The 12,907-nt window shown below is 68.7% G+C and carries 13 protein-coding genes; 4 read left to right on the top strand and 9 right to left on the bottom strand.

The genetic code is table 11. From position 1 onward, the window contains the following. The first annotated feature begins 7 nt into the window (after nt 1-7). From EPD65_RS13100 to EPD65_RS13085, 4 genes are all read left to right on the top strand, one after another. Nucleotides 8-1,282, top strand: coding sequence for a DUF349 domain-containing protein (locus tag EPD65_RS13100; protein WP_131584851.1), 1,275 nt, complete (start codon nt 8-10; stop codon nt 1,280-1,282). A gap of 31 nt (nt 1,283-1,313) precedes the next feature. Further along, a complete protein-coding gene (locus EPD65_RS13095; protein WP_131584850.1) occupies nt 1,314-1,751 on the top strand; it encodes a helix-turn-helix transcriptional regulator in 438 nt (145 codons plus the stop codon). A gap of 55 nt (nt 1,752-1,806) precedes the next feature. Then, nucleotides 1,807-2,208: a VOC family protein gene (locus tag EPD65_RS13090; RefSeq protein ID WP_131584849.1), complete on the top strand. Its 402-nt coding sequence runs from the start codon at nt 1,807-1,809 to the stop codon at nt 2,206-2,208. A 68-nt stretch (nt 2,209-2,276) separates the two neighbouring features. Next, entirely contained in the window at nt 2,277-2,990 is a 714-nt protein-coding gene (locus EPD65_RS13085) for a hypothetical protein (protein ID WP_131584848.1), read from the top strand. Between the two features lie 18 nt (nt 2,991-3,008). Here the strand turns inward: EPD65_RS13085 and EPD65_RS13080 are convergent, their stop codons facing one another. From EPD65_RS13080 to ruvC, 9 genes are all read right to left on the bottom strand, one after another. Continuing rightward, entirely contained in the window at nt 3,009-5,342 is a 2,334-nt protein-coding gene (locus EPD65_RS13080; RefSeq protein ID WP_131584847.1) for a RelA/SpoT family protein, read from the bottom strand. Nucleotides 5,343-5,443: 101 nt separating this feature from the next. After that, complete coding sequence (locus EPD65_RS13075) at nt 5,444-6,877, bottom strand: glyceraldehyde-3-phosphate dehydrogenase (RefSeq protein ID WP_131584846.1); 1,434 nt, start codon at nt 6,875-6,877, stop codon at nt 5,444-5,446. Nucleotides 6,878-6,921: 44 nt separating this feature from the next. Next, nucleotides 6,922-7,485, bottom strand: coding sequence for an adenine phosphoribosyltransferase (locus EPD65_RS13070; RefSeq protein WP_131584845.1), 564 nt, complete (start codon nt 7,483-7,485; stop codon nt 6,922-6,924). Further along, nucleotides 7,485-8,666 (bottom strand): protein translocase subunit SecF, encoded by a 1,182-nt coding sequence (gene secF, locus EPD65_RS13065; RefSeq protein ID WP_131584843.1) that lies wholly within the window; start codon nt 8,664-8,666, stop codon nt 7,485-7,487. Before secF ends, EPD65_RS13070 begins: the two co-directional genes overlap by 1 nt. Continuing rightward, nucleotides 8,666-10,198, bottom strand: coding sequence for a protein translocase subunit SecD (gene secD, locus EPD65_RS13060; protein WP_243640591.1), 1,533 nt, complete (start codon nt 10,196-10,198; stop codon nt 8,666-8,668). Before secD ends, secF begins: the two co-directional genes overlap by 1 nt. Nucleotide 10,199: 1 nt before the next feature. Beyond that, nucleotides 10,200-10,475: a preprotein translocase subunit YajC gene (yajC, locus tag EPD65_RS13055; protein WP_131584840.1), complete on the bottom strand. Its 276-nt coding sequence runs from the start codon at nt 10,473-10,475 to the stop codon at nt 10,200-10,202. A gap of 68 nt (nt 10,476-10,543) precedes the next feature. Then, nucleotides 10,544-11,575, bottom strand: coding sequence for a Holliday junction branch migration DNA helicase RuvB (gene ruvB / locus EPD65_RS13050; RefSeq protein WP_131584965.1), 1,032 nt, complete (start codon nt 11,573-11,575; stop codon nt 10,544-10,546). A 71-nt stretch (nt 11,576-11,646) separates the two neighbouring features. Beyond that, nucleotides 11,647-12,243 carry a Holliday junction branch migration protein RuvA gene (ruvA, locus tag EPD65_RS13045; RefSeq protein WP_131584839.1) on the bottom strand — a complete coding sequence of 199 codons (597 nt, stop codon included), beginning with the start codon at nt 12,241-12,243 and terminating at the stop codon, nt 11,647-11,649. After that, entirely contained in the window at nt 12,240-12,794 is a 555-nt protein-coding gene (gene ruvC, locus EPD65_RS13040; protein ID WP_131584838.1) for a crossover junction endodeoxyribonuclease RuvC, read from the bottom strand. The genes ruvA and ruvC overlap by 4 nt, the downstream gene beginning before the upstream one ends. Nucleotides 12,795-12,907 lie beyond the last annotated feature (113 nt).

Here is a 12,907-nt window from a genome sequence, read left to right as displayed (position 1 = left end):
GGCAACCATGAGCGAGCAGCAGGACACGACCCCCTCCTCGGCGGCTTCCCCGGAGCAGCCGAACGACTGGGGTCGCGTCGCCGAGGACCGCACCGTCTACGTCCGCACCTCCGACGGCGAACGCGCTGTCGGGCAGTACCCCGAGGGCACTCCCGAAGAGGCGCTGAAGTTCTTCACCGACCGCTACGACGCCCTGGCGTTCGAGGTCGACCTGCTCGAGCAGCGGGTGAAGGGCGGCGCCCTGGGCCCGGAGGAGGCCGCGGGTTCGGTCAAGAAGGTGCGCGAGCAGGTCGTCGACGCCCACGCCGTGGGTGACCTCGACTCGCTGGTCGCGCGGCTCGACGCCCTCGGTGCGGTCATCAGCGTGCAGCGCGAGGCCAAGAAGGCCGAGCGCGCCGCCAAGACCGCCGAGTCCAAGGCCCGCAAGGAGGAGATCGTCGGCGAGGCCGAGAAGCTCGCGGGCTCGACGGACTGGCGCAACGGCGCCAACCGCCTGCGCGACCTCCTCGAGGAGTGGAAGGCGCTCCCCCGTCTCGACCGCGCCAGCGACGACGCCCTGTGGCGCCGGTTCTCGACCGCGCGCACGGCGTACACGCGGCACCGCAAGTCGCACTTCTCCGAGCAGAACGAGAAGCGCGACGCGGCCAAGTCCGTCAAGGAGAAGCTGGCCGAGCAGGCCGAGGCCCTGGCCGGCTCGGTCGACTGGGGCGCGACGGCCGGCGAGTACCGCCGCCTGATGCAGCTCTGGAAGGCCGCAGGCCCGGCCCCGCGTGAGATCGACGACAAGCTGTGGAAGCGCTTCCGTGGCGCGCAGGACGCGTTCTTCGGTGCGCGCGACGCGGCCAACGCCGAGCTGGACCAGGAGTTCGCCGCCAACGCCGAGGTCAAGGAGCAGATCCTGGCCGAGGCAGAGAAGCTTGTGCCGGTCACCGACCTCGACGCCGCCAAGAAGGTCCTGCGCGACCTCGCCGAGCGCTGGGAGGCGGCGGGCAAGGTCCCGCGCGACCGCATCAAGGAGCTCGAGGGCCGGATGCGCAAGATCGAGACCGCCGTCCGTCAGGCCGAGGACGAGCAGTGGCAGAAGTCCGACCCGGAGAAGTCCGCCCGTGCCGACGGCATGGTCGCCCAGCTCGAGGCCGGCATTGCCGAGGTCCAGGCCAAGCTCGACAAGGCGAAGGCTGCGGGTGACGACAAGCGCGTCAAGCAGCTCGAGGCCGACATCGCGAGCAAGCAGCAGTTCCTGGAGATGGCCCGCAAGGTCAGCTCCGAGTTCAGCGCCTGACGCCACTGGTCGAGTAGGCCGGATCGGGACCATGGCGCCCACGCCCGCAGATCTCCGGGCGCTCACGCGAGCACGCGACCTGATGGATCGCCGGTACGTCGAACCCCTCGACGTGCCGGCGATCGCCGCTTCCGTGCACATGTCGGCCGGTCACTTCCACCGCAGCTTCCGTGAAGCGTTCGGGGAGACGCCGTACGCCTACCTGATGACGCGGCGGATCGAGCGGGCGATGATGCTGCTCCGCACAGGGACGTCGGTCACCGACGCCTGTTTCGCCGTCGGCTGCACGTCGCTCGGCTCCTTCAGCTCGAGCTTCACCCGGCTGGTCGGCGCGACCCCCTCGGCGTACCGGGCGGCGGCCGAGGCCGGAGATCACGACTGGCTCAAGGCGCTGCCCGGTTGCGTGGCAAAGACCGTGAGCCGCCCGATGCGGTCACAGCCCGCCGTACGCCCGCCGGGGCCGGCCTGACATCGGTCAGGATCCGAGAAGCGCCGCGGCACCGCACCGACCTAGGGTCGGGAACATGAAGATCCAGAACACCTTCCTGACCGTCGACGACCACGACAAGGCCCTCGCCTTCTACGTCGACCTGCTCGGCTTCACCACGACCAACGACGTCGCGTACGGCGGCTTCCGCTGGGTCAGCATCGCCAGCCCCGAGGACCTCGGCACGAACGTGGTCCTGATCAACGTCGGTGGCGGCCCGGACACGTCGGAAGCCGATCGCGAGGCCCTTGCCGCGCTGCTGGCCAAGGGCATGCTGCCCGGCCTGGTCCTGTCCACCGGGGACGTCGACGCCGACTTCGCGCGTCTCGAGGCCGCCGGATGCGACGTCATCCAGGAGCCCGTCACGCAGCACTGGGGACGCGACTGCGCCTTCCGCGACCCCGCCGGCAACATGGTCCGTCTCAACCAGCACGTCTGAAATACCCCGCACGGAGGTCCCCCCTGGGCCATGCTGGCCGGGTCCGTCCACCAGCACCAGGGGGAACCATGCGTCCTGTCATCGTCCTCGGCATCGCCACCGCCGTCCTCGCCAGCGGTTGCGGCGCCCAGAAGTCCGGCAACGATGCAGACTCCCCATCGCGCGCCCAGAGCTGCAGCTACGACTCCCCCGGCACCCTGCTGCCCGCCCTGAAGCACGGCTTCGGCGACGAGACGTCCGTCCACATCGACATGAAGATGGACGCCGCGGGGCAGAAGGTTGCCGTTGCCGGGGACATGGAGATGACCCAGAAGGACACCGCGATGACGCTGAAGTCCACGGGGGCCAGCGAGTTCGCGATGATCGCCGTCGACGGGCGACTCTTCATGTCCCAGTCGGCATCCACGCCGAAGTACATCGAGATCAAGGCCGACAACCCGGCAAGTGCGGCCCTGCGTCAGCAGCTGGACAGCGCCAACCTGCGCACGACCTTCAAGGCGTTCGATGCCGGTCTGACGAAGGTCAAGCCGTCCGGGGCGACCACGATCGACGGAACATCCGTGTGCGAGTACCTCCTGACCGTCGACGCCCGGAAAGCCGCACGCGCGCAGGGTCAGACGCAGCTCCCGGCGTCGATGCCCAAGACCGTCGAGTACCACCTGTTCCTCGATGGAGACGACCACATGCGCCGGATGAAGTTCGACCTCGGCCCCGTCTCCATGGTCATGAACATGACGCACTGGGACGAGCCCGTCGACATCTCCGTCCCCAAGATCGGCTGACCCCGCGCGCGGCGAGGGTCAGACGCGGTAGGCGTCGAAGACGCCGGGCACACCGCGCACCGCCCGCAGGACATTGTCGAGGTGCTTCGCGTCCGCCATCTCGAAGCTGAACTTCGACTTCGCCACCCGGTCGCGCGAGGTGTTGAGGGACGCCGAGAGGATGTTCACGTGGGCGTCCGAGAGCGCCATGGTGATGTCGGACAGCAGGCGCGAGCGGTCGAGCGCCTCGACCTGGATGTTGACCAGGAAGGTCGCCTTCGCGCTGCCCTCCCACTCGACCTCGATCAGCCGCTCGGGCTGGCCCTTGAGGTCCTCGGCGTTGGTGCAGTCGGTCCGGTGCACCGACACGCCACCACCCTTGGTCACGAAGCCGAGGATCTCGTCGGGCGGCACCGGCGTACAGCACTTCGCGAGCTTCACCCAGAGCCCGTCCGCGCCCTTGACCAGGACGGGGACCTCGCCGCCGGTGGAGCCGAACGAGCGCGGCGTACGACCGGTGCGTCCGGTGATCGTGACGCCCTCGGCCAGATCCTCCGCGGCACCGTCATCGCCGCCGTGCAGCTCGATGACCCGGCGTACGACGGCAGCGGCCGACAGCTGGTTCTCCCCCACAGCCGCGTAGACCGCGGACACGTCGGCCAGCTTGAAGTGGGTGGCGACCTCGCTCAGGGCCTCGTGGGACATCAGGCGCTTGAGGGGCAGGCCCTCCTTGCGCATGAGCTTCACGATGGCGTCCTTGCCGTGCTCGATCGCCTCGTCGCGCCGCTCCTTGGTGAACCAGTGGCGGATCTTGTTGCGCGCACGCGGCGACTTCACGAACGAGAGCCAGTCCTGCGACGGGCCGGCGTTGGGCGCCTTCGAGGTGAAGACCTCGACCACGTCGCCGTTCTCCAGCTGCGACTCCAGCGAGACCAGCCGGCCGTTGACCCGTGAGCCGATCGTGTGGTGCCCGACCTCGGTGTGCACCGCATACGCGAAGTCGACCGGGGTGGCACCCGCCGGGAGCGCGATGACATCTCCACGCGGGGTGAAGACATAGACCTCGGCGCGGTTCATCTCGAAGCGCAGGGACTCCAGGAACTCCCCCGGGTCCTCGACCTCGGACTGCCAGTCCAGCAGCTGCCGGACCCAGGTCATGTCGTCCTTCTCGGCCAGCCGGTCGGTGTCGACGCCGTTGCGGCCATCCTCCTTGTACTTCCAGTGCGCCGCGACGCCGTACTCCGCGCGACGGTGCTGCGCGTACGTGCGGACCTGCATCTCGACGGCCTTGCCGTGCGGACCGATGACCGTCGTGTGCAGCGACTGGTACATGTTGAACTTCGGCATCGCGACGTAGTCCTTGAAGCGCCCGAGCACAGGGTTCCACCGCGCGTGCAGGACGCCGAGGACGGCGTAGCAGTCGCGGTCCTCCTCGACGAGGACCCGGATGCCGACCAGGTCGTAGATGTCGGAGAAGTCGCGACCGCCGACGATCATCTTCTGGTAGATCGAGTAGTAGTGCTTCGGCCGACCGGTCACGGTGGCCTTGATCTTCGCGTCGCGCAGGTCGCCCTCGACCTGCGCGATGACCTCGGCCAGGAACTTGTCGCGCGAGGGAGCACGCTCGGCCACCAGCCGGACGATCTCGTCGTAGATCTTCGGGTGCAGCGTCGCGAACGACAGGTCCTCGAGCTCCCACTTGATCGTGTTCATGCCGAGGCGGTGCGCGAGCGGCGCGAAGATGTCGAGGGTCTCGCGCGCCTTGCGCTCCTGTGTCTCCTGCTTGACGAACCGCAGCGTGCGCATGTTGTGCAGGCGGTCCGCGAGCTTGATGACGAGCACCCGGATGTCGCGCGACATCGCCACGATCATCTTGCGGATCGTCTCGGCCTCGGCGTTGGCGCCGTAGTGGACCTTGTCGAGCTTGGTCACACCGTCGACGAGCTGGGCGACCTCCTCACCGAAGTCCTTGCGCAGCTCCTCCAGCGTGTACGCCGTGTCCTCGACCGTGTCGTGGAGCAGGGCAGCGCAGAGAGTCGCCTCGGTCATGCCGATGTCGGCGAGGATCGTCGTCACCGCGAGCGGATGCGTGATGTAGGGGTCGCCGCTCTTGCGCCGCTGCTCGCGGTGGTGGAACTCCGCGGTCTGGTATGCCCGCTCCAGCAGGGCGAGGTCCGCCTTCGGGTGGCTGGCCCGGACCGACCGGAACAGCGGCTCGAGGACCGGGTTGGTGCCGCCGCGCGGCTGCGCGCCGATGCGCGCCAGCCGGGCCCGCATCCGGCGCGCCGACTGCGCGCCGATCGGCTCGGCGGCCGGCGTCGCAGGCGCCTGTTCGGGCGCCGGCGTCGGAGATGCTGAGCAGTCCTCGGTCATCTCCTCATCCTAGGGGCGCGCGGACACCCGGCGTACGCCGAAGGCCCCGTGCGGCAGGCGAAACCTGCGGCACGGGGCCTTCGGGATGAAGCAGCTGCGGGTCAGGCAGACGGGAAGAGCGGGTACTCCACGCCGGAGATCGTCTGCACCACGCGGACGACCTGGCACGAGTAGCCGAACTCGTTGTCGTACCAGAGGTACGTGATCGCGTTCGTGCCATTAACGATCGTGGCGTTGGCGTCGAAGATCGAGGCGTGACGCGAGCCGACGAAGTCGGTGGAGACCGCGTCGTTCGACGTGGTGAAGTCGATCTGGCGCTTCAGGTCGGAGTGCAGCGACGTGTTGCGCATGAAGTCGTTGAGCTCCTCCTTCGTCGTCTCGCGCTTCAGCGTCAGGTTGAGGATCGCCATCGAGACGTCCGGGGTGGGGACGCGGATCGAGGAGCCCGAGATGTGGGCGCCGAAGTCCGGCATCGCCTTCTTGATCGCGGACGCGGCGCCGGTCTCGGTGAGGACCATGTTGAGCGGCGCAGAGCGGCCACGACGGTCGCCCTTGTGGAAGTTGTCGAGCAGGTTCTGGTCGTTCGTGAACGAGTGCACCGTCTCGACGTGGCCCTGGACAATGCCGAACTCGTCGTCAATCGCCTTCAGCGGCGGGACGATCGCGTTGGTCGTGCACGAGGCGCAGGACAGGATGTTGTCCGTCGCCTCGATGGTGCCCTGGTTGACGCCGTGGACGATGTTCTTGACATCGCCCTTGCCCGGAGCCGTGAGCAGGACCTTGGCGATGCCGGGACGCAGGTGCTTGGACAGGCCCTCGCGGTCGCGCCAGATGCCGGTGTTGTCGACCAGGATCGCATTCTGGATGCCGTACTCCGTGTAGTCGACCGTGGTCGGGTCGTTGGAGTAGATGAACTGGATCTCGACGCCGTTGGCGATGAGGACGTTGCGCTCCTCGTCGATCTCGATCGAGCCGTTGAACTGGCCGTGGATCGAGTCGCGGCGCAGCAGCGACGCACGCTTCTTGAGGTCGTCATCAGAGCCCTTGCGGACCACGACAGCACGCAGGGCGAGGCCGTTGCCGGAGCCCGACTTCTCGATCAGCAGGCGCGCCACGAGGCGACCGATGCGACCGAAGCCGTAGAGAACGACGTCGGTGGCGCCGTCCCGGACGACCTTGTTGCCACCCGTGGCGCCGGCGAGCTCCGCGGCGACGTACTCCTCGATGGAGAGGCCCTTCGAGTCCTCGGCGTACGCCAGGGCGAGCTTGCCGATGTCGATGCGCGAGGGACCGAGGTCGAGCGCCGCGACGGCCTGGAGGATCGGGAAGGTCTGGTCGATGCTGAGACCCGTGCCGACGATCTGGCGGACGTACTTGTGGGTCTTCAGGATGCTGATGACCGACTTGTTCACCAGGGACCGGCTGTGCACGAGGACAGTGACGTCCTGCTCGCGGTAGAGCTTGCCGATGATCGGGATCATCGCCTCGGCCAGAGCCTCGCGCTGCTTCCAGTCGGCGAAGTGGTCAGACGTCACGTCAGTGCTTCTCTTTCTCGAATGGATCTGTGAAGTTCAAGCGGTCACACGGTACCGAGAGCGGCGACCGTGAGCCCGGGGTTCGTCTCGCGACCCGGAAGGAAGCTGAGCTCCATCAGGACCGCGACGGCGTGGACGGTGCCGCCGCACGACTCGACGAGCTCGCGCGTCGCGGCGACCGTGCCGCCCGTCGCGAGCACGTCATCGACGAGCAGGACCCGCTCGCCCGGCGCTACCGCGTCCTGGTGGATCTCCAGGGTGGCCTCGCCGTACTCGAGGGCATAGGAGACCGCGTGGGTCGCACGCGGCAGCTTGCCCGCCTTGCGCACCGGGACGAATCCGGCGCCGAGGGCGAGGGCAACGGGAGCGGCGAGGATGAACCCACGCGCTTCCATGCCCACGACCTTGTCAACGATCACCGTGCCGTCGTCGTCACGGCCTGCCGATGCGAGAGCCGTCACAACTGCCGTGAACGCATCGTGGTCGGCCAGGAGCGGCGTGATGTCCTTGAAGAGCACGCCTGGCTGCGGATAGTCCGGTACGTCGGTCACGCACGCCGCTAGCGCCCGATCGACCTCCGCCCGGACCGCCGGAGCCAGCTCCCCCATCAGCGCTCGTCCAGCTCGTCGGGCAGCTCGTCCTGGTCCTTCAGGAAGCCCTTGGGCAGGCGGTCCTGCGTCATCGGGCGCTGCGCCTTGGCCGGGTCGATGTGCTGGCGGGCCTGCTCCAGCGCAGTGGTGGTCGGGTCGGCGAAGACCGGCATGCCCTCGGCGAACGACGGCACGCTGGCGTACGGGTCAGCAGCGCGGATGCGCGCCGCCGCGCGGCGGTTGACCACCTCGACGTCGTCGTCGTTCTTCTTCAGCATCACCAGCAGCGGCGTCGCGATGAAGATCGAGGAGTACGCGCCGGCGATCATGCCGACGAAGAGCGCCAGCGCCAGGTCCTTCAGCGAGCCGGAGCCGAGCTGGACCACACCGACGTACAGCAGCGCGGCCACGGGCAGCAGGGCCACGATCGAGGTGTTGATCGAGCGGACCAGCGTCTGGTTGACCGCGAGGTTGGCCCCGTCGGCGTACGTGCGGGAGCCGGCCTTGCCCTGGTGCGTGTTCTCCCGGACCTTGTCGAAGACGACGACGGTGTCGTAGAGCGAGAAGCCGAGGATGGTCAGGATGCCAGTGACCGTCGCGGGCGAGACCTCGAAGCCGGACAGCGCGTAGATGCCGACCGTGATCAGGACGTCGTGAGCGAGCGCGACGATGGCGGCGACAGACATCTTCCACTCGCGGAAGTACGCCCAGATGAAGAGCATCACCACGATCAGGAAGACGATCAGGCCGAGGATCGCCCGGTTGAGGACGTCCTTGCCCCAGCTCTCGCCGAGCGACGACTGCGAGACGTCGTCGGCCGAGATGTGGAGCGCGTCGCCGATCGCCTTCTTGACGGTGATGATCTCGGCGTTGGTCAGCGGCTCGGTCTGCACAAGTATCGCCTCGTTGCCCGAGGTGGTGACCACGGGCTGCTCGGCGTCCTTGATGCCGAGGCCGGCAACGACGTCGCGGAGCTTGTCCGCGTTGTCCTGGGTGACCTTCGCGGCCGGAAGGCTGACGTTGTACTCGGTGCCACCGACGAAGTCGATGCCGAGGTTGAGCCCCCGGAAGAAGAGGCCACCGAGCGCGACCAGCACGATCACGGCGGACGCAGCGAACCACGTCTTCCAGCGGCCGATGAAGTCGATCGACTTGTGGCCGTTGTAGAGGTCGTTGCCCAGACGATTGAACCGGCCCATCAGACGGCCCCTCCCTTGATCGCCGCGGCATCGAGGCCGAGCGTGTCCGTGCCCAGGCCCGAGAGCTTGTGGCCGTCGCTGAAGAAGTGGAACCGGCCCAGCCAGGAGACCGCCGGCTTGGTGAACCAGAAGAAGATCGCCAGGTCGATCACCGTCGAGAGGCCGAGGGTGAAGGCGAAGCCGCGCACCTCGTCGATCGCGAAGATGTAGAGAACGACGGCGGCAGACAGCGAGACAGCGTCAGCGGCCAGGCAGGTGTTTCGGGCACGGACCCAGCCCGCCTCGACGGCCACGCGCATCGACTTGCCCTCGCGCATCTCGTCGCGGATGCGTTCGAAGAAGACGATGAACGAGTCGGCCGTGATGCCGACGGCCACGATCAGACCCGCGATGCCGGGCAGCGAGAGCGTGAAGCCCGCACCGGCCAGGAGCAGGACCATGCCGTACGTCGTGATGCCGGCTGCGAGCAGCGAGGCGATGACCACGAAGCCGAGCCCGCGGTAGTACAGCAGGCAGTAGAGCATCACGAGGAGGAGGCCGACGATGCCGGCCCAGATGCCCGCGTCGAGCTGGTTGCCCGCGAGGGAGGGACCGATGGTCTCGTTCTTCGGGTCCGACTCGAACGCGACCGGCAGCGCGCCGAACTTGAGGCTGGTGGCGAGCGACATGGCCTCGGCGTGCGAGAAGCTGCCGGTGATCGAGGCGTCCTTGCTGAGGCTCGGGCTGTCCATCCGCGGCGCCGACAGCACACTGCCGTCGAGCACCATGGCGAACTGCTCGCGGCCGTTGGTGAAGAGGGACTTCGAGATCTGGGCGAACTTCTTCGCGCCGTCACTCTTGAACTTGAGCCCGACCTCCCAGGCGATGGAGTTCTGGCCGCCCTGCTGGGCGGTCGCGCTGGAGAGCTCCTTGCCCTCGAGCACGGCGGGCGAGAGGAGGTACTTCTCCGGCGCCTGGCCCTTGACCGGCGTGCTGCAGGCGACCATCGGGTTCGTCGGCGCGTCGGCGTTCTCGTCGGGCTCGGCGGCCGGCGGGCACGTGGCAGCGTTGAACTTGTCGATCCACGCCTGCGGCGGGGCCGCGCGCCAGGCCAGTCCGTCGTGCACGATGCCGGTGGTCGTCTTGTCCGGCTTCGGCGCGGCCGCACCTCCACAGGCGCCGGGGACGGAGCTCGAGCAGGCGATCAGGCGGAAGCCGAGGCGAGCCTGGCGCTGGACGATGTCGACGAGCTTCTGGTTCGACTCACCGGGGATCGACACGACGATGTTGGTGTTGCCCTGCGTCGAGACCGACGCCTCGCTCACGCCGGAGCCGTTGACACGCTGATTGATGATCTTGGCGGCCTCGGCCATTGCCTCGGTCTTGACGTTGTTGTCCTTGGCGCGCAGCGTGATGCGCTGGCCGCCCTGGAGGTCGAGACCGAGAGCCGGCTTCCAGGTGCCACCGATGGCGACCAGGCCGAACAGGATCGCCACACCGGCGAAGAAGATGATCAGGGTGCGGCCCGGGTGGGCCGTCTTGGGTGCAGCCACGTCAGCCATCCATTCCGTCGAACACTGCCTTGCCCACGAGTGCGCCGCGCGCGATCTCGACGACGACCTGAGGGGCGATCTCGAGGCCGACCCTGTCCTCTGCGAGCCGCGCGATGGTGCCGTACAGCCCACCCGAGGTGACCACGCGGTCGCCGACGGCCAGCTCCGCCTGCATCTGCGCGGCCGCCTTCTGGCGGCGTCGCATCGGCAGGATCATCAGGAACCAGAACACGGCGAAGATGCCGACAATCGGCAGCAGGGCGCCAAGGTCACCCACGTTTCAGGGCCTCTCGAAAGGGGTCGTCGTTGGGTCGCTCAAGCGACCGCGGAGCAGTGTAGCCCGCGTCACGAGCCGGGCAGCGGCTCATCCCCCGGGGCGCCGAGCGGCTGCTGCAGACCAAGGTGGGCCCATGCCGCCGGCGTCGCGACGCGCCCGCGCGGCGTGCGGGCCAGGAAGCCGTTGCGGACCAGGAACGGCTCGGCCACCTCCTCGACCGTCTCGCGCTCCTCACCCACAGCGACCGCGAGCGTGGAGATGCCCACCGGTCCCCCGCCGAAGCGCCGGCACAGGGCATCCAGCACACCGCGGTCGAGACGGTCGAGACCGCTCGCATCGACCTCGAAGAGATCCAGCGCCCGGTGCGCCACGTCGAGCGTGACGACGCCGTCCGCGCGTACCTGGGCGTAGTCACGCACCCGGCGGAGCAGGCGGTTGGCGATGCGCGGCGTGCCCCGCGAACGACCGGCGATCTCGGACGACCCTTCGTCGGTCAGGTCGACGTCGAGAAGGCGCGCGCTGCGGTGGACGATGCCGTCGAGCTCATGGGGCTCGTAGAACTCCAGGTGCCCGGTGAAGCCGAAGCGGTCGCGCAGCGGACCGGGCAGCAGGCCTGCGCGCGTCGTCGCACCGACCAGGGTGAACGGCGGGATCTCCAGCGGGATCGCCGTGGCGCCAGGCCCCTTGCCGATGATCACGTCGACGCGGAAGTCCTCCATCGCCATGTAGAGCATCTCTTCAGCCGGCCGCGACATCCGGTGGATCTCGTCGACGAAGAGGACCTCGCCCTCGTTGAGCCCCGAGAGGATCGCCGCGAGGTCGCCCGCGTGCGTGATCGCCGGACCACTCGTCAGCCGCAGCGGCGCCTCCATCTCGGCAGCGATGATCATCGCGAGGGTGGTCTTGCCAAGTCCCGGCGGACCGGACAGGAGGACGTGATCGGGCACGCGACCGCGCGCCTTGGCCGCGTCGAGCACGAGGCCGAGCTGCTCGCGCACGCGCTCCTGGCCGATCACCTCGTCGAGACGACGGGGGCGGAGCGCGGCCTCGACGGCCCGCTCGTCCGCGTCAGCCTCGACAGCCGTCAGGCGCCCCTCCATGCGGGCCAGGTGCTCCTCCTCGTACGCCGACAGCCCGGTGTCGTCGTACTCGAGGTCGTCGCGGGCCATCGTCACGCCTTCCGCAGCGTCTGGAGGGCCGCGCGCAGGAGGGCGCCGATGTCCGGGGTCGGGCCGGCGTCGGCGGAGACGACGTCCACGGCCTTCTCGGCCTCCTTGGCCGACCAGCCAAGACCGGTGAGGCCTTCGACGACCTGCGAACGCCAGGCATCGGCGACCGGAACATGCACGGCCGCGCCGCGACCGACGGGCGCACCGATCCGGTCCTTGAGCTCGAGGATAATCCGCTGGGCGCCCTTCTGGCCGATGCCCGGGACCTTGCAGAGCGTCTTGACGTCTTCGCCCGCGACCGCGATCCGCAGGTCGTCCGGGCCAAGGACGGCCAGGATCGCCTGGGCCAGCTTGGGGCCGACACCACTGGCTGTCTGCACGAGCTCGAAGCACGACTTCTCGTCGTCGTCGAGGAAACCGAACAGGGTCAGCGAGTCCTCGCGGACGACCATGCTGGTCGGCAGGGTCGCGGTCGTGCCGTGACGGAGCGTCGCCAGTGTGCCGGGCGTACACTGGAGTTCGAGGCCGACTCCCCCGACCTCCAGCACGGCGCTGGTCAGGCCGAGTGCGGTGACGGTGCCGCGGACGTGTGCGATCAACGGGTGCCTGCCTTGAGTGCCTGGGCAGCCACGGCTGCCTCGAGTCGGTTCTGCGCGCCGCCGCGCCAGATGTGGGTGATGGCAAGCGCCAGGGCGTCCGCCGCATCCGCGGGCTTCGGCATGGCATCGAGCCGCAGGATCCGGGTGACCATGAGGCCGACCTGCGCCTTGTCGGCGCGGCCGTTGCCGGAGACGGCTGCCTTCACCTCGGAGGGCGTGTGCATCGCGACCGGGATGCCGCGCCGCGCCGCCACCACCATCGCCACGCCCGCCGCCTGCGCCGTGCCCATGATCGTGCTGACGTCGGACCGCGCGAACATTCGCTCGATCGCCACCGCATCGGGCCGATGCTCGTCGATCCACGCCTCGACGCCGCGTTCGATGGTCACCAGGCGCTCCCAGACCGGAAGCGCGGACGTCGTCCGGATGACGTTGACGTCGACGAGCGACAGCGGTCGGCCGATGGATCCCTCGACGACACCCATGCCCATCCGGGTCAGGCCGGGGTCGATGCCGAGCACCCTCGTCGGCGACTGGCTCTGCGAACGCATGTTCGAACCCTAGCCGCCCGTGGCGGTACCGATCAGTACGGTCCCGCGTTCCGGCGTGTCGGGACGGTACTGATCGGTATCGGTCAGCCGAGGACCCGGTCGATGTGGTCGCG

The organism is Nocardioides jejuensis, assembly GCF_004337475.1.
Taxonomy (GTDB): domain Bacteria; phylum Actinomycetota; class Actinomycetes; order Propionibacteriales; family Nocardioidaceae; genus Nocardioides; species Nocardioides jejuensis.
Note: the sequence above shows the minus strand (reverse complement) of the source record. Positions and strands in the feature narration are given on the sequence as shown.

Coding starts and splice junctions, on each gene's coding strand:
- EPD65_RS13100 (WP_131584851.1), top strand. CDS start 8: ATGAGCGAGCAGCAGGACACGACCCCCTCCTCGGCGGCTTCCCCGGAG.
- EPD65_RS13095 (WP_131584850.1), top strand. CDS start 1,314: ATGGCGCCCACGCCCGCAGATCTCCGGGCGCTCACGCGAGCACGCGAC.
- EPD65_RS13090 (WP_131584849.1), top strand. CDS start 1,807: ATGAAGATCCAGAACACCTTCCTGACCGTCGACGACCACGACAAGGCC.
- EPD65_RS13085 (WP_131584848.1), top strand. CDS start 2,277: ATGCGTCCTGTCATCGTCCTCGGCATCGCCACCGCCGTCCTCGCCAGC.
- EPD65_RS13080 (WP_131584847.1), bottom strand. CDS start 5,342: ATGACCGAGGACTGCTCAGCATCTCCGACGCCGGCGCCCGAACAGGCG.
- EPD65_RS13070 (WP_131584845.1), bottom strand. CDS start 7,485: ATGGGGGAGCTGGCTCCGGCGGTCCGGGCGGAGGTCGATCGGGCGCTA.
- secF (WP_131584843.1), bottom strand. CDS start 8,666: ATGGGCCGGTTCAATCGTCTGGGCAACGACCTCTACAACGGCCACAAG.
- ruvB (WP_131584965.1), bottom strand. CDS start 11,575: ATGGAGGGGCGCCTGACGGCTGTCGAGGCTGACGCGGACGAGCGGGCC.
- ruvC (WP_131584838.1), bottom strand. CDS start 12,794: ATGCGTTCGCAGAGCCAGTCGCCGACGAGGGTGCTCGGCATCGACCCC.